Origin of the sequence: Guptibacillus hwajinpoensis, assembly GCF_005144865.1 — a bacterium.
In the GTDB taxonomy this organism is placed as follows: Bacteria; Bacillota; Bacilli; order Bacillales; family Guptibacillaceae; genus Guptibacillus; species Guptibacillus hwajinpoensis_A.
The window spans coordinates 221,490-236,589 of record NZ_SWFM01000002.1 but is presented as its reverse complement, the minus strand read 5'-3'; the positions used below and the strand labels follow the sequence as shown (position 1 = coordinate 236,589).

The 15,100-nt window shown below is 42.0% G+C and carries 16 protein-coding genes and 1 riboswitch; of the genes, 3 read left to right on the top strand and 13 right to left on the bottom strand.

Annotated elements, in window-relative coordinates; genetic code table 11:
- Positions 1-314: 314 nt before the first annotated feature.
- From FBF83_RS08580 to FBF83_RS08565, 4 genes are all read right to left on the bottom strand, one after another.
- Positions 315-5,843: an alpha amylase N-terminal ig-like domain-containing protein gene (locus tag FBF83_RS08580; protein ID WP_136946744.1), complete on the bottom strand. Its 5,529-nt coding sequence runs from the start codon at positions 5,841-5,843 to the stop codon at positions 315-317.
- Positions 5,844-6,028: 185 nt separating this feature from the next.
- Positions 6,029-6,415 (bottom strand): VOC family protein, encoded by a 387-nt coding sequence (locus FBF83_RS08575; protein ID WP_136946743.1) that lies wholly within the window; start codon positions 6,413-6,415, stop codon positions 6,029-6,031.
- Between the two features lie 84 nt (positions 6,416-6,499).
- Complete coding sequence (locus FBF83_RS08570; protein WP_136946742.1) at positions 6,500-7,267, bottom strand: SDR family oxidoreductase; 768 nt, start codon at positions 7,265-7,267, stop codon at positions 6,500-6,502.
- Positions 7,268-7,354: 87 nt separating this feature from the next.
- A complete protein-coding gene (locus FBF83_RS08565) occupies positions 7,355-7,648 on the bottom strand; it encodes a hypothetical protein (RefSeq protein ID WP_136946741.1) in 294 nt (97 codons plus the stop codon).
- A 206-nt stretch (positions 7,649-7,854) separates the two neighbouring features.
- Positions 7,855-7,953: riboswitch (cyclic di-GMP riboswitch) on the top strand.
- Between the two features lie 22 nt (positions 7,954-7,975).
- Here FBF83_RS08565 and FBF83_RS08560 point away from each other — a divergent pair.
- The gene (locus FBF83_RS08560; protein WP_136946740.1) at positions 7,976-8,095 is read left to right on the top strand and encodes an anti-repressor SinI family protein; all 120 of its coding nucleotides are present in this window, start codon (positions 7,976-7,978) and stop codon (positions 8,093-8,095) included.
- 119 nt (positions 8,096-8,214) lie between these two features.
- Positions 8,215-8,550, top strand: a complete 336-nt coding sequence (locus FBF83_RS08555) for a helix-turn-helix domain-containing protein (protein WP_048311396.1) — start codon at positions 8,215-8,217, stop codon at positions 8,548-8,550.
- Positions 8,551-8,584: 34 nt separating this feature from the next.
- Here FBF83_RS08555 and FBF83_RS21420 read toward each other — a convergent pair whose 3' ends face one another.
- The 3 genes from FBF83_RS21420 to FBF83_RS08545 are packed head-to-tail and all read right to left on the bottom strand — an operon-like array spanning position 8,585 to position 9,303.
- Positions 8,585-8,908, bottom strand: a complete 324-nt coding sequence (locus tag FBF83_RS21420; RefSeq protein ID WP_169525267.1) for a DUF5658 family protein — start codon at positions 8,906-8,908, stop codon at positions 8,585-8,587.
- A complete protein-coding gene (locus tag FBF83_RS08550) occupies positions 8,905-9,168 on the bottom strand; it encodes a hypothetical protein (RefSeq protein WP_136946739.1) in 264 nt (87 codons plus the stop codon). Before FBF83_RS08550 ends, FBF83_RS21420 begins: the two co-directional genes overlap by 4 nt.
- Positions 9,169-9,180: 12 nt before the next feature.
- Positions 9,181-9,303, bottom strand: coding sequence for an anti-repressor SinI family protein (locus FBF83_RS08545; protein ID WP_136946738.1), 123 nt, complete (start codon positions 9,301-9,303; stop codon positions 9,181-9,183).
- A gap of 301 nt (positions 9,304-9,604) precedes the next feature.
- On the opposite strand from FBF83_RS08545, the gene FBF83_RS08540 reads away from it, so the two are divergent.
- Complete coding sequence (locus FBF83_RS08540; RefSeq protein ID WP_136946737.1) at positions 9,605-9,937, top strand: helix-turn-helix domain-containing protein; 333 nt, start codon at positions 9,605-9,607, stop codon at positions 9,935-9,937.
- A gap of 75 nt (positions 9,938-10,012) precedes the next feature.
- On the opposite strand, the gene FBF83_RS20780 is transcribed toward FBF83_RS08540, so the two are convergent.
- The 6 genes from FBF83_RS20780 to FBF83_RS08515 form a co-directional block, all read right to left on the bottom strand.
- Positions 10,013-10,189, bottom strand: coding sequence for a hypothetical protein (locus tag FBF83_RS20780; RefSeq protein WP_169525265.1), 177 nt, complete (start codon positions 10,187-10,189; stop codon positions 10,013-10,015).
- Between the two features lie 494 nt (positions 10,190-10,683).
- Entirely contained in the window at positions 10,684-11,106 is a 423-nt protein-coding gene (gene fabZ / locus FBF83_RS08535) for a 3-hydroxyacyl-ACP dehydratase FabZ (RefSeq protein WP_136946736.1), read from the bottom strand.
- A 21-nt stretch (positions 11,107-11,127) separates the two neighbouring features.
- Positions 11,128-11,412, bottom strand: a complete 285-nt coding sequence (locus tag FBF83_RS08530) for a DNA-directed RNA polymerase subunit beta (RefSeq protein WP_169525263.1) — start codon at positions 11,410-11,412, stop codon at positions 11,128-11,130.
- Between the two features lie 37 nt (positions 11,413-11,449).
- On the bottom strand, positions 11,450-12,451 hold the full coding sequence (locus FBF83_RS08525; RefSeq protein WP_136946735.1) for a rod shape-determining protein: 1,002 nt from the start codon (positions 12,449-12,451) through the stop codon (positions 11,450-11,452).
- Positions 12,452-12,590: 139 nt separating this feature from the next.
- Positions 12,591-12,863 (bottom strand): sporulation transcriptional regulator SpoIIID, encoded by a 273-nt coding sequence (gene spoIIID / locus FBF83_RS08520; protein ID WP_048311390.1) that lies wholly within the window; start codon positions 12,861-12,863, stop codon positions 12,591-12,593.
- 572 nt (positions 12,864-13,435) lie between these two features.
- On the bottom strand, positions 13,436-15,097 hold the full coding sequence (locus tag FBF83_RS08515) for a sodium:solute symporter family protein (RefSeq protein WP_136946734.1): 1,662 nt from the start codon (positions 15,095-15,097) through the stop codon (positions 13,436-13,438).
- Positions 15,098-15,100 lie beyond the last annotated feature (3 nt).

Below are 15,100 nucleotides of genomic sequence, written 5' to 3'. Positions count from 1 at the left end.
CGGGGGCTGATAATTGTAGTATACCACCTTTCAAGAATTTGGGAATAGTTAATTGATAAATTATTCAGAAATATTTTTTATTTCATTTGGAGGAATTTGGGTGCGGTGGTAGTAGGGGACGTAAGGGGGGGGTCAGGCTCGAGCCTGACCCCCATTACGCTCTCTCCCCTCAAACCCCTTGCTACATATAAGCTCACCGCCACTTAATACCGTTTGAAACAGCGAAAAGTGTCCGTCTGGGGCGGACACTTTTCGCTGTTTTGTCTTTTAGTGGGGTCAGACAGGGGTCTGACCCCACTTAGATTAAACTCTCACTACTTCAACTTCTCCACAACACCATCACTTACCGCTTTCGTTCCACCAAGAATCGTAAATGTATCGGCTTCAAGCTTCTTAAGGGCATCTGCCGTTTCAGTTGGCAGCTTGTCTGGCTTTACGAGGAGCATTGCTGCATCCTGTTTTGCTGCAAGCACCGAGCCTGTTAGTGCATCGGCGAAGTCCATGCCTGTTGCGATAAATACTTTCTTCGAAGAATTTAGTTCAGTCGCAATGGATGCTGCTGTTCCAAATCGGTTTTCACCTGCGTAGCGCTTCGCATCTGGTAAGTTACTAAACACTTTCTTACTGATTACCGCTTCTCCACCAGCGACGATCGTTCCATCGACGCTACGTAGCGCTAGCTTTGTAGCTTTTGGAACTTCATCCTTCTTAGCGAAAAGAATCGGGTACCCGTTCTCTGCTGCATATGATGCTGCAGCTAGTGCATCTGGGAAGTTCATTCCGTGTGCTACGACTGCTTTATCAGGACTACCACCGAGGCTCGCCTGAATGTTAGCAGCTGTTTCAAATCGGTCTTGTCCGTAAATGCGTTGCACTTTCAAGTCCATTCCTTCAAGTTGGTATGCAATGAACTTCGGTACAGCTGATGTACCGCCGAGAATGATCGCCTTTTTAGCACCAAGACGCTTAATCTCATCTTTTACAGACTTCTCAAGCCCTTTTTCACGTGTAAGAAGAATTGGTGCGTCTAGTTTGTACGCAAGAGGTGCGCCTGCTAATGCATCAGCAAAGTTATCTCCTCTAGCAATGACAACCGTATCCGCTTTGTCCCAACCTTCTTTAGAGATTTCAACTGCTGTTGCATAGCGATCGTCTCCGAATAAGCGCACAGGCTCTTTCGGCTCAGGCTCACCCGCATTCGATGTTACCTTCCAGGTATACTCTTTCGTGTTCTTTGCAATAGCGCCGCCATCGTTGTTAAAGATTTTGGATTTGTTATCTTCAGATGGTGCGATTGAAACAGGAATCTCGTTCTCACCATTTTTAAGAGTCACTTCGTGTGTGAACGTCATGTCGTCGTTCACTTTTACTTTTTCACCGTTGATTGTAAGGTCGCCTTCTTTAATGGCATTACCTTTAAACGTTACTTTATCGCCTTCAACGACTGCTCCGTTTTCTGGAGATTTTACAACAAGAGGCATATCGATCCAACGGTAAATTTCGTCCTGGACGACCATTTTGTTACCGCCTTGATTTGTTACAGTTACTTTCAAGTCAGTTCCCTGTGCGCCATAACCATAGTAGCTCACATCATCATCTGACTTATCATTACGAGTGTGATCAGCAAGACCTTCTTGGTCCCATGACTCACCCTTCGTATACTTGTACGTTAAAATTGTACCTTCAGGGAATGATTTCTTCAGCTCCCAGTCTGGCGATACTGCACCATTACGAGACATTTCCCACGCGCTTGTGCTCCACCCGTTTTGATCTCCAGGCATTGTCACTTTTGCGCTTAGTGGTGTGTAATCTGGGGCGTGCACTTTAAATGTCACATCAACCATAACGATATCAGGTGTAACCGACACTTCGTTTGAAGCCGTTTGATTTCCAGCCTGATCGTAAGCAACCACTCTGTATTTGTAAGTTTGTCCATTCTCAACTGCAAAGTCCGTATAGCTTACAGCTTCCGCTTCTTCTATAAGCTCAACCGTTTCGCCATTGCGCTCTATTGCAAGAAGATACGGGTTATCCGCTCCTTCAAGTGTCCAGTTTAATGTAATCTGACCAGACTCTTGCATTGGTACTTCAAGCTTCACTGCTTCTGCAGGTGCTTTCACATCATCTGCATTCTGAGTTAAAACAACTTCCTCGGTATTCGTTGTTTTCCATGTTGCTCCGCGGTCTGTCGAGAAAGCAAGACGATACGTGTATGTCCCTTTCTCAATTGGACGGAAGTCAGCTTTGAATACATTATAGGCGTCCTTTTCTCCACCTTGGCCAGTATACATAGCTTGCTTCTCAGACCAGTCACTGTCTCCGCGCTTCACTTGTAGCTTCGCGATCAAGCCTTCTGCAAGATCTGACTCTGTCGCTCCTTCAATCATAACGCTACCTTCAATAGCAAACGTTTTTGATAGATCGAGTACTTGATCCTCTAATGCTATGACAGGTGTAATCTCGTACTTGCCTTCTTTCCACTCAATGTGAGGAATAGATGCTTCAGTAGTCTCAACTTTAAGCGATTCATTTCCATCACCATCAACTGCTGTTACTGCAAAGAAGTACGACTGACCATTCGTCAAATTGTCGATCGTAATTGACTTCTGATCCGTAACTGTTACTTCTTCGTACATTGCACCTTGAAGCGTTGATTTATATACTTTGTACTGCTTTGCATCACCCTTCCAAGAAAGTGTTGCGCTTCCTTCTCCTGCAGTCGCTTTTAGCTCGCTTACTGCGTTTGGACGTTCAAAACTTTGGCCGTTATCAGCAATGAGCATGCGTCCAGTCATGGCTGGAATTGTTACATTCAACTTGCCATCCTTCACCGTTGCTTGATAATCCTTCGCAAGTCCATCTGTGAATGCGATATTATTCAAAAGAACATCATTTACGTCGAGTTCAAGCGTTTGTGCCTTACTTCCACGGTTAACGGCAATAACCGCTGCACCGTCTTTATTTGTACGAGCGAATGCATAGACATCGCCTTCAGCATGCAATGTTGTTAGCTCACCATACGCTAGAAGATCAGCATTTGCCGTTCGAACTGCACCTGCATTTTGATAATGCTTTACTAAGTCAGCATTTTCCTTTTCCCATGGATATGTGCGGCGATCATCGGGATCCTTAGAACCAGTCACACCAGCTTCATCGCCATAGTAAATCGTTGGCGCACCAGGATAACCCATTTGAAGGACAGCGGCTAATTTTAGACGCTTCACACCAAGTTCATGATCATATTTCGGATCGAACTCAGCTCTTTCATAACTATCTGTCCCACCACCAAGCAAGTAGACTGCACGTGGTGTATCGTGTGACCCCATTAAGTTCATGAGGGCATGGAATGCTTCCTCAGGATAATCTTCCTGTACGGCCATCAATTTCTCATCAGCACTAGCTGCATTCCCATTTTTCAAAAAGTCGAGAATCGCTCCTTCAAAGCGGTAGTTCATAACTGAATCATATTGATCACCTAGGAAGTACTTCGATGCATCATCCCAAATCTCTCCAAGGATAAGCGGCTCTTCTCCTTCTTTCAACGTAGCTCCTGCACCGGCCATCTCTTCTGACTTCAGTTCTTTACGAAACTCACGCCAGAATTCCATATCCACTTCGTTCGCTACATCAAGACGCCAGCCAGATGCACCGTTTGTTAACCATGATTTCGAAGCTGAGTCTTTGTCATACATAATGTAATCGGAGAACTTCTTATTGTTCAATTCGCTTTCGTAGTCAACGGCTTCTCCATCAACACTCTTGATTTCAGGGAGTGAATCATAGCCCCACCAAGCCTGGTAATCATAGCGTTCGTTGCCTTTTTCATCGACTACTTTCTCATTCTTAATGTTGAACCAGTTATGGAAGCCATACTCGTCGTTAAACGTTTGACCTTCCTTTTCGAGCTGTTTACGCGCTTCTGTTTTTGCTTCTTCTTCCTTTAGGCCTTTGTCATTCATCAAGTCATAAATGCGAGACCAGTATTCATATGCCCCAACAACATCATATTTGCCATATCGGTCAAAATAAATAGAGTCATCCCCAACATGGTTGAATACGCCGTCCATAATTAAATGCATATCACGCTTTTCAAGCTCATCTGTAAACGCTTTAAATTCTTTTGGCGTTCCAAACATCGGGTCGATTGATTTCCAATCCGCTGCATCGTACTTATGGTTTGATGCCGCTTCAGCGATCGGATTCAAATAAATTGTATTTACACCAAGTGACTGAATGTAATCCAGCTTGTCCTGAATTCCTTTCACATCTCCGCCAAAGAAATCATTGCTCCAGAATCCATCTCCCTCATAACCTGGCTTATCCGAAAGTCTAGGGTTGTCCGGAAGTTCGCCCCATTCCTGATGCTCGATTGGCTCAGGACCTCTAGCATTTTTCTTCGCATCATCGTTATCTTTGTTTCCATTATTAAAACGATCCGGGAAGATTTGATACACGACAGCTTCCTTCATCCAATCAGGCGTTTCAAACCCTGGATCGAATACTGTCAGTTGATACAATTCAGCATTCGCTTCGACTGCTTTCCCTGCTGCTCCTTGCTTTGTATCTTCACCGTACTCTGCTTTCGCTGAGCCGTCACGAACAATAAATTTGTATCCGTATAGACCCTTCTCATTAGGCGTTACGTCAGCTTCCCAAAAATCTTTTCCGTCTGCCGTTGCTGCCTTTTCCATTGGTACAAGTTTACTTGTTCCTGTATTTTGATTCTTCATATACAAATCCGCTCTTGTTAAATCATCTCTCTTTGATGCAAGGCGGATCGTCACTTTCTTACCTACTTGCACTGCACCGAATGGAGCACGGTAAGCTTCTTCCCATGAATTATGTAGAAGACTCGCTTTTGTAACTGCACCATCAGAACCTTTTGCACTGTAATCCGTGCTTACTTCTTTAGTCTCTGCATTGAAGTAAAACGTCACATCCGTCTTCTCCAACACATTTAGCTTCGCATTATCTGCAGGGTAGTCTTCACCCCATGCATTTCCGAGAGCGATTTTGTATGCATAGTTCCCCTTAGGGACACTTGCAGTAAATTTGTAAACGTTATCAAAGTTGTCATCAGTTAAAAGCGCTGTTGATTTTTCTGGACTCCATTCAGGTCCTGCATCAATAGCAGGTTGAATTGAACCGACTAATCTAGGCAACTTTTCATCTGAAATTGGTGTGTATGTTGTTGAATTAGCCACCGCATGTGTTCCATCATGATAGTAGAACGTTACTTTAGTAGCTTCTGAGAGTGATAGTTTAAAATTGTTAGCCCCATCACCGTAACTCTCTCCCCATGACTTATTAATTGCGATTTTGTACTCGTAATTCCCTTTTGGAAGCTCTGCCGTTATTTCATAGAATCCATTACCTTTTGCTTTCATAATGGTTTCTTCAGCTGCAGGATCCCATTCTTTCTTTGCACCCATTTCGTCCTGCAAATCGCCAGCAAGTGTTACGATTCTTTCAGTGGACGTCTCACCGATTGTAAATGTACTATTATCGTTTCCATTTGGATTTAGCGGATCTTTCATCCATTCTCCCTCCACGATAAATTTATACTCATGCTGACCATCCGACAAATCATCAACTGTTAATCGCCAGACATTGTTATCTCCCTTTTCAAGTGGAAGAGCTCCGTCCTGCCAGTCCGTAAAATCACCTGCAACAAGAACGTTGCTTTCGCTCCCATCTCCTTCATAAACAAACGTTGCGCTCGATCCATCAATAACCGGGCTTTGTTCCGCCGCTTTAACACCTGGTATAGCACCAGCTATAAGTTGTATAACAAGGACGATAACAAGTGACAGTGAAAGTTTTCTTCGATTACGCCGTTTCATTCTTTTCCCCCTCTTATTAAACACATGAATGTGGAACCGTTTGCACACTTTCGCAAAAGGAAGGAAACCGCTTGCACAAACAAAATAAAAAAATAAGCGAGTCTTTTCCGAGAGTAAGCAAACGCTTTCACGATCTATTTTGCCATAGGAATTGGAAAGAATCAACTTATTTTTGTTAAATTGTGCTACTTTTCATATAATTCGATCGGAAGACCATCTGGATCTGCCAAAAAGGTAAAACGCTTATTTGTTAAGTCATCCACTCGTATGTCTTCAAGGGATTCAATACCCTTCTTTACAAGCTCATTCACAGCTTCATCAAGGTCAACAACTTCAAAAGCAAGGTGTCTTAACCCCTGTGCCTCTGGATAGCTAGGTCTCATAGGGGCATTTGGAAACGAAAATAATTCAATTCTCGTATGCTCACCTACAGCAAGATCAAGCTTATAAGAATTTCGCTCCTTGCGATACGTTTCTTCTATTATATGTAGTCCAAGCGTTTCAACATAAAAGGACTTTGAGCGTTCATAGTCTGAGCAGATAATTGCAACATGGTGTATTTTAGTAAACATTTCCATCACCTCTCATTTAACGATACTGGCGATTACCTTATCCGTCAATAAAAAAACCCGACAATACGTCGGGGGCATGAGCAATTATAGTAGAGATTCCGCTCCATCAACGTACATCGCTGTACCTGTCACATGACTGGACGCATCTGAAGCGAGAAAATAAACAACATCCGCCACTTGCTCAGGACTTCCTGATTTTTGCTCAAGTGGGTGACTGCCTTCTGGGTATTCAACAGGAATCTCAATTTCTTTCACACTACTTTTTTTATCCGTACTTTGATCAATATTCGTTTCGATTGCACCTGGACAGATCGCATTCACTCGAATATGATATTGCGCAAGTTCAAGTGCTGCCATTTTCATAAACGCAACTTGGCCCGCTTTTGATGTACTGTATGCCGACATTCCGAAATTAGAAAATGTTCGATTTCCATTTATTGAGCTCGTAATAATAATACTGCCACCGTTTTCCTTCATATAAGGTATGCTGTGCTTCACCATTAGAAAGGTGCTCCTCAAATTTGTATGAATCGTTTGATCCCACTCCTCAACTTTCATTTCTTCAATCGAATTTAATGTGCCATTGATGCCGGCGTTATTGAAAAGAACATCAATTCGTCCCCATTCCTGTTTAACTGTTTTCAATGCTTCTGTAACTCTTTCTTCGTCTGACACATCAACATCTAGTACAAAGGCTTCCCCGCCATCACTAACAATCTCATCCCTAACGCGCTCTGCACGATCTTCTTTCAAATCAAGCAAACAAACCCGCATGCCTTCTTGTGCAAATCGCTTCGCTGTAGCTTCCCCTATTCCAGATCCACCACCTGTAATAACTGCAACCTTCTTCATATGTAAGTCCTCCTTTTTCCTCTCTATACCCGCTCACCCTCTTTTTAAGACTACTCCAAAAAGAAAAGACCTTCTGCAAGGTCTTTATTACTGATTTTCCGTTTCGTCACTCTTTTGTTCGTCGTTCTTATCCATGTTTTCTTCATCCATATTTCCATCTTCGTCTTGATCGCCTTCTTTTGATCCATCTTCATTCATACTATCATCGTCTTCTTCATCAATCGTTCCTTTGTCTTCGTTAACGTTCTCTCCATCCTTTTGCGAGTCCTCCTGCATTTCTGGATCTTCAACAGGACCTTCCTCCTCATCGGCATCAGAACAGCCTGTTACCATGTTAACTGCAAGCATTAACGTAAACAATGACAATAACCACTTTTTCATACTTGTTCCCTCCTAGTATGTTGTAGTGGTATTCTTACCAAAACCCGTAGATCTATTCTGTTTCCTATAAGAAGCTAATGAGTTTCAGGCCAACTATGACAAAAGAGGCTATAAAAAACTGTTATTTATTACAAATTCCAACACATTTTTCATATTTCTTGAACTATGATAGGTATAGCGAATAGGCTGAACAGATAAAACATCCTCCAGCATAAAGGCAACCTTTCTGAAAAGAAATGGACGCAAAGTATACAGATCTAAGGAAGTGGAGGAGTCGAGACTTCTATGATGGCTGTACTACCTGGAAAATTTATAAGGGGGATAATAATGGGGGTACATACAAAACAAAAGCTTGATCAGGACTGGGTTGAGCTGATCAAGGAGGCAAAAAAGCTTGGATTAACAATTGAAGAAGTGTATGCCTTCCTGCATAAAGAAAGTAAGTAAGGCTACAAACAAAAGCGACAATAAAGTTTGTCGCTTTTGTTCTATTTACGGAACGAATACATACTGGTATACTTAATAATAACAGATAATTTTGTCAAGGGCATCGGAGGGATCGACAAGTGATTGGTGAAGAAGTTAAAAAGTATCGTTTAAGAAAGGGATTGTCTCTTTCAGAATTAGCAGAACGAGCAAATGTTGCAAAATCGTATTTAAGTTCGATCGAACGTAATATTCAATCGAACCCTTCTATTCAATTCCTTGATAAAATATCAAACGTACTGGATGTCTCCGTTGAAGTCTTGCTACAAGGCAATGATTCGATTCACCAAACTGATTTAGACTCAGATTGGAAGAAACTCGTAAAAGAAGCGATGGAGTCTGGAGTTAGCAAAGATCAGTTCAGGGAGTTTTTGGAGTTTAACAAATGGCGTGCAAAAAAAGGGTCCGATCAATAAAAATGATTAAAGAGCTGATTTTATGGCTCTTTTTTTATTTTATAAAGGAAAGTAAAAGTAGCCAGTAGCCATGTAGACATAATAAGAACGTATAAATAATGGAAGCAACACTTAAAAGAATTCTTACGGAAACAGATCTAATCTGCTTGTGTAAGAATAAAAAACTAAGTAAGAGTAGAGAAATACCCGTTTTATAAGATAGAAATGCAAGAGGATGAAATTCGTACATAGATCTCATGAAAGGATTTACTTCTTCAATCCATCCGTTCTCTAGTCCCCAGAACGTTACAAAGCCATCAAGCAGGTTACAGCAGCCTACATAAATTACAAGAAATCGAAACGTCGACTTATCCTTCATTCTAGATAAGGGGATATCTTCTGATTTTTAATGATTTCACCTAAGTCGGAATAAAGTTTTTGTTCATCCCGCATCATTCCCCTGATATCCTGTTCCTTCTTCTCAAATGAGTTTATCTTTTTTAATATCAAAGATAATTCACATTTTCCCTTGTACTCATCATTAATATAAAGTCTAGCCAGCCGTTGATTTATTGCGATGACTTTAATTCTTTTTCCTAGAATATACGATACAAACGTATTTTCACCTAACCGAATCATTTACATCCCTCCTCAATTTTTCGAGGAATTGGTTAGAAATTGCTTCACTTCCTCCTTTGACAACCCAAGTTTCTTTGCGATCGAGATAAGCGTCACCCATTCTTCATCCAATTTTTCGTCAGTATACGTCCTCATTCCCATCCCCCTTATATAATTCTCCAGCACCCGACATTAATAAAGAACGATTTGTTCTTTATTTAGAATGTACATCTAATATAGTATTATTTTGGAAGATAAAAAAGACTGAAAATTCATTGATTTTGGTCATTTATTAGTATAAATCATTGCTTTACTTAAACATCCTCATCTTTTCTTAAACTTTCATCTAATTCTGAGTGAAATAAAATAATTAAATTGTGACAATCGTTCTGTTTACAGAACGATGTGTTCTTGATAAAATTAATATACCAAATAATGATAAAGTAGAGGTAAAGGGATGATAGGGGAAAAAATTAAACTTTATCGAAACCGAATGGGGTTATCATTAACAGAGTTAGCGAAACGTGCTGGAGTGGCCAAGTCTTACCTTAGCTCAATTGAGCGCAATCAACAGGCTAACCCATCGATTCACTTCCTTGAGAAAATAGCGGCAGAGCTAAAGGTACCAATGGAAGTTTTTATCCTTGATGAGGATACAGGAGAACCTGCACTTGATACGGAATGGAAGGAATTGATTGAAGAGGCTATGCGCTCTGGTATAACGAAAGAAGATTTTGCGGATTATTTAGAGTTTAAGAAATGGCAACTAAAGCATAGCAAAGAGGATTGAAGCAGCCGGTCCCGCCCTGCTTCATTTTTGTTTGAAATAAAAACTCCTGTCTAGAGCGGACAGGAGTCGATCATCTTATTCAGCAGAGTTCGTGGAGTTCTCGTTTGAAGCAGGTTCTTCTGTGTTACTTCCATTGTCCATTGAGTTGTTGCCGTTCTCTGTGTCGTTACCTTCATTACTGCTACAAGCCGTGATTAACATGAGAGCTACAAACGAAGTTGCAATTTTGAGCATGAATTTCCTCTGATTCATTTCCAAAATTCCTCCCTGAACTCAAGTAAGTTTTTACCGCTACGTTGCGGTTGAGATCATCATATCAAGTCAGATTGGAAATTTGTTGATATTTACATAGTCTCTATAAGGGTTTTACAAAGTAGATAAACGAATAACAAACCATAATGATTTCGCTTAAAGAGTAGTGGTTGATTTGCGCTCCAGGTGCTCGCTTTCCTTGGTGCGGGCGTGAAGCCTCCTCGGCGCGCTTTAGGCGCGTGTGGGGTCTCACCTGTCCCGCTAGTCCCGCAGGAGTCGAGCACCTTCCGCTCCAATCAACTTCTAAGTGTTATTGTTTATACAAACCCCTTTTCAAAGACTAAATACTTTTAGAAAAGAGACTTTCATTAAATGAAGACTTGGTGAGCAAAGTAACAATGTCTATGCAAGCAGCCATAAGTAAAATCAATATAAAAAAACCCCCACCAATAAGAATCTCTTCAATGCCTATCGGTAGGGATTTATTTCAACTATTATTTTAGTGCAAACATGATTTCTGCTTCTGCTGCTACTTCGCCGTCTACTGTAGCCGTTGCTTTGCCTTTGCCGATCGGTCCTTTGATTCGGATGATTTCGACTTCAAGGCGAAGTTGATCACCAGGTTTCACTTGTCTTTTGAAACGGCATTTGTCGATCCCCGTAAAGAAAGCGAGCTTTCCCTGATTTTCTTCTTTTTTCAACATTGCTACTGCCCCTACTTGCGCAAGTGCTTCTACGATTAGGACACCTGGCATAACAGGATAATCTGGGAAGTGCCCGTTGAAAAATTCTTCATTCGCTGTAACGTTCTTTATACCGACCGCTCTAACTTCTTCCTCAACTTCAAGAATACGATCAACAAGTAAGAAAGGGTACCGATGCGGGATAATCGATTTAATATCTTGAATATCTAACATGTCTCATTCTCCTTTCAATCACTACTTTTCTTTCTTAACAATATCAGTGATTTTCACCCACGTGTCTTTCTTGAAAACATCGCCAGGGCTTCCATCACCAATAACACCATAACCGAGCATGGCTCCTGCTAGAAGCGAAGCTAGAAGTAATAGCATCACGAGAAGAAGGCGCAGCCAGATCGGGATTAACCGAATTCTTGGCCTGCGCTGCTTCTCTTCTGTATTCTTATTCGTTTGTTTGGCCTCTTCCGTCGTCATGTTTTTACGATCTGAGGTCTGGTTCACCTTTTCATGGTTGTTCGCCATCATGATTACACCCTTACGAATAGTTTCCGTTACGTAGCTAGATTAATTTTTTCTTAGCAATCTTGTCAATATGTTCAAGCATAAGGCCTGTCCCTTTTGCAACACAGCTCATTGGCTCTTCTGCTACTAGAACAGGAACCATTAATTCTTCAGCAAATAGCTGATCGATACCGTGAAGCAATGCGCCTCCGCCTGTCATAATGACACCGCGGTCAATGATATCTGCTGAAAGTTCAGGAGGAGTTCGTTCAAGTACGCTTTTCGCCGCCATTACCATGTGTGAGATCGGCTCTTGAAGTGCCTGCTGTATTTCATCAGATTTCACTGTAATCGTGCGTGGAAGTCCTGAAACCATGTCACGTCCGCGAATATCAAGCTCTTCATTCCGGCCGCCTGGAAATACCGTTGCTACGTTGATTTTAATTTGCTCTGCTGTACGTTCTCCGATTAAAAGCTTATAGGTTTTCTTGATGTAGTCGAGAATTTCGTAATCGAACTTGTCCCCTGCCATTTTAATGGAAGAGGCGGTGACAATATCGCCCATTGAAAGAACTGCGATATCCGTCGTTCCACCGCCAATGTCCACTACCATATTACCGCTTGGCTGAAAAATATCCATACCTGCGCCAATGGCTGCTACCTTTGGTTCTTCTTCAAGAAAAATTTGCTTTCCACCGCTTTTTTCCGCTGCTTCTTTAATTGCCTTTTTCTCAACCGATGTAATATTGGTTGGTGTGCAAATAAGAATACGCGGCTTCGATAGAAAACTTTTCACATTAATTTTGTTCAAGAAATGTCTCAGCATCATTTCTGTAATATCGAAGTCTGCAATTACGCCATCTTTTAGCGGACGTGTTGCAACGATGTTTCCAGGAGTCCGGCCGACCATCTGTCTTGCTTCTTCACCAACAGCAAGTGCTCTTCCAGTATTAGTATCAATCGCTACTACTGAAGGTTCATCAAGAACAATGCCTCTGCCCTTCACATAAATCAGTACATTTGCGGTACCTAAATCAATCCCTATATCACGTGAAAACATGACTTATCCTCCCTGTGTACTATAACTCATCTATTGTTCCAGTCCTAGTATGTATAAACTACGTATCCATTAGTATATTGTACCACAAAAGTATCACAAGGAAGAAATGATTTAGAAAAAATTGTCGTTTTTAGACGTGTTATTTGACGGCTTCTTCTTTTTCGGTGTCCTTTCTATATTTTATTCTCGTCGCTTCGCCGCCGCGGAGATGGCGTATCGATTTATGATACTCGAGAATCCCCTTCACCTCATTGGCGAGGTCCGGATTAATTTCGGGAAGCCGTTCGGTTAAATCCTTGTGAACGGTACTTTTTGACACTCCAAATTCTTTGGCGATCACCCTCACCGTTTTCTTAGTCTCCACGATGTAATTTCCAATCTTGATGGTTCGCTCTTTGATGTAATCGTGCACACCACTCGCCTCCCTAAATTGGATGTGAGAGATGCGAAATGAGACTGATAAAGTGATCATGCTACGAAGCTCTAGTCATCAGGTGACCTACATGATGTCAGGAGTATTGCATGCAAGAATACTTCGAAGCGTTACCACAACTTCTCACCTCTGCCCCTCATTTACTAAGTTTTGTAACATTTTATTAAGGCAAAGGTGGTTATATACCAAAAAGTCAAGAGGGACAAGGGATTTTATTTAAATTTTCTTTCAAATGGGTAATATTGCTTATGTTGTATGTTTCAGGATACAAAAAAGAACCTCTGATTTTACTGAAAATCAGAGGTTCTTTCACTTTTCAGGTAGGCTTTATTTGTAGACATTGTTGCTATAAGAGTAGAGGTTGATTTGCGCTCCAGGATGCTCGCTTTCCGCGGGGCGGGCGGTGAGCCTCCTCGTCGCTAACGCTCCTGTGGGGTCTCACCTGTCCCGCTCATCCCGCAGGAGTCGAGCACCTTCCGCTCCAATCAACTATGAAATAGTGTTCTCTATAAAAAATCTTTTAAAAGTAACAATCTTTTTGAAAAGAGCCTCTAAATCACTTTATCATCCTTCCAGACCTCGCCATCTTTATAAGAGAGTTGCTCTGGGTAGCGGAGATCCATGACTTCATCTTGTAGCTTTTGAGACGGTGGCTTTGTACTTAGTGAGACGAGGACATTCGTTAAAAACGCAGAGCCTGCACCAAACACACCTGCTCCTGTATCGATGATGCCAAGAATCGTGAAGCCGCCGAATTTAGCAAGGAAAATATACGTTAATGTTACGAGTAAGCCTACGATCATTCCTGCTATTACTCCTGGAGCATTCGCGCGCTTCCACCAGACTCCTAGAATAAGAGCTGGGAAAAAGGTTCCTGAAGCGAGCGCAAAGGCCCATGCAACGATTTGTGTAATGACCCCTGGTGGATTAAGGGCAACAACTCCTGCTACAACTGTAGCAATCAAAATCGACCAACGAGCAACTGCCATCCGCTTCTTCTCAGTGGCACTAGGATTAATGATTCGATAGTAAATATCGTGTGAGAAAGAAGATGATATGGCAATTAATAACCCCCCTGCCGTTGATAAAGCAGCTGCCATTGCGCCTGCGGCCACAAGACCGATCACGAATATACCAAGGTTTGCAATTTCAGGTGTAGCCATCACAACGATATCGTTACTAATCGCGATTTCTTTCCACTGGAGAATGCCATCTCCGCTCGTATCAGCCATTTTAAGAAGGCCGGTATTGACCCACTTTTCAGTCCATGCAGGCAAAGCATCGATTGGGCTCCCCGCTACCTGCTTCATCAAAATGAATCGTGAAAATGCAGCATAAGCTGGAGCAGATAAATAGAGAAGTCCGATAAAAAGTAAAGCCCATGCACCGCTCCATCTTGCAGCTTTCATAGTAGAAACGGTATAAAAGCGCACAATTACATGTGGTAAACCTGCTGTTCCCGCCATTAAACTAAACATGAGTGCCATGAACTGCCATTTCGAAGCGGTATCGAACGGTGCAAAGTATTCAGAGATACCGAGCTCCCGATCAAGCGCTCCAAGCTCCGAAACAACATTTCCATAGCTTAACCATGGTATCGGATTATTTGTAATTTGAAGAGACATGAAGATAACAGGAATAAGATAAGCGAGAATTAAAATGACGTACTGAGCAACCTGTGTCCAAGTAATCCCCTTCATTCCACCAAACGTTGCATAAATAGCGATAATCACTACGCCGATCATGACGCCGATTTTGGCATCGACTTCAAATAAACGCCCAATAACAACACCTGACCCTGCTAACTGACCGATTGAATATGTAAAACTAATTAAAATCGTTGCGATTGCAGCAATCACGAGTGCTGTTTTACTTTGAAAACGATCGCCGATAAATTCTGGAACTGTATAGCGCCCATATTTACGAAGCTGCGGCGCAAGAAGGAAGGTTAATAACAAATAACCGCCTGTCCACCCCATAATATATGCAAGGCCATCATACCCGAGGACCATAACTGTTCCCGCGAGACCAATGAATGAAGCTGCACTCATCCAGTCAGCACCAATCGCCATTCCGTTATAGATAGCTGGTACGCCTCTTCCTGCAACAAAAAACTCTGATGTTTGACGTGCACGATTATAGACGGCTATTCCAATATAAAGACCAAATGATGCAACAATGAGCAAAAGCGATACGAGAAACTGGCTATCCATTCT

Excerpts from the sequence above, each read along its gene's own strand:
- FBF83_RS21420 (WP_169525267.1), bottom strand. The coding sequence starts at position 8,908 with ATGAAGGATAAGTCGACGTTTCGATTTCTTGTAATTTATGTAGGCTGC.
- FBF83_RS08565 (WP_136946741.1), bottom strand. The coding sequence starts at position 7,648 with ATGAAAAAGTGGTTATTGTCATTGTTTACGTTAATGCTTGCAGTTAAC.
- FBF83_RS08540 (WP_136946737.1), top strand. The coding sequence starts at position 9,605 with ATGATAGGGGAAAAAATTAAACTTTATCGAAACCGAATGGGGTTATCA.
- FBF83_RS08545 (WP_136946738.1), bottom strand. The coding sequence starts at position 9,303 with ATGAGGACGTATACTGACGAAAAATTGGATGAAGAATGGGTGACGCTT.
- FBF83_RS08530 (WP_169525263.1), bottom strand. The coding sequence starts at position 11,412 with ATGGCGAACAACCATGAAAAGGTGAACCAGACCTCAGATCGTAAAAAC.
- FBF83_RS08570 (WP_136946742.1), bottom strand. The coding sequence starts at position 7,267 with ATGAAGAAGGTTGCAGTTATTACAGGTGGTGGATCTGGAATAGGGGAA.
- FBF83_RS08580 (WP_136946744.1), bottom strand. The coding sequence starts at position 5,843 with ATGAAACGGCGTAATCGAAGAAAACTTTCACTGTCACTTGTTATCGTC.
- FBF83_RS08525 (WP_136946735.1), bottom strand. The coding sequence starts at position 12,451 with ATGTTTTCACGTGATATAGGGATTGATTTAGGTACCGCAAATGTACTG.
- FBF83_RS08515 (WP_136946734.1), bottom strand. The coding sequence starts at position 15,097 with ATGGATAGCCAGTTTCTCGTATCGCTTTTGCTCATTGTTGCATCATTT.
- FBF83_RS08575 (WP_136946743.1), bottom strand. The coding sequence starts at position 6,415 with ATGTTTACTAAAATACACCATGTTGCAATTATCTGCTCAGACTATGAA.
- FBF83_RS08550 (WP_136946739.1), bottom strand. The coding sequence starts at position 9,168 with ATGATTCGGTTAGGTGAAAATACGTTTGTATCGTATATTCTAGGAAAA.
- FBF83_RS08560 (WP_136946740.1), top strand. The coding sequence starts at position 7,976 with ATGGGGGTACATACAAAACAAAAGCTTGATCAGGACTGGGTTGAGCTG.
- FBF83_RS20780 (WP_169525265.1), bottom strand. The coding sequence starts at position 10,189 with ATGAATCAGAGGAAATTCATGCTCAAAATTGCAACTTCGTTTGTAGCT.
- fabZ (WP_136946736.1), bottom strand. The coding sequence starts at position 11,106 with ATGTTAGATATTCAAGATATTAAATCGATTATCCCGCATCGGTACCCT.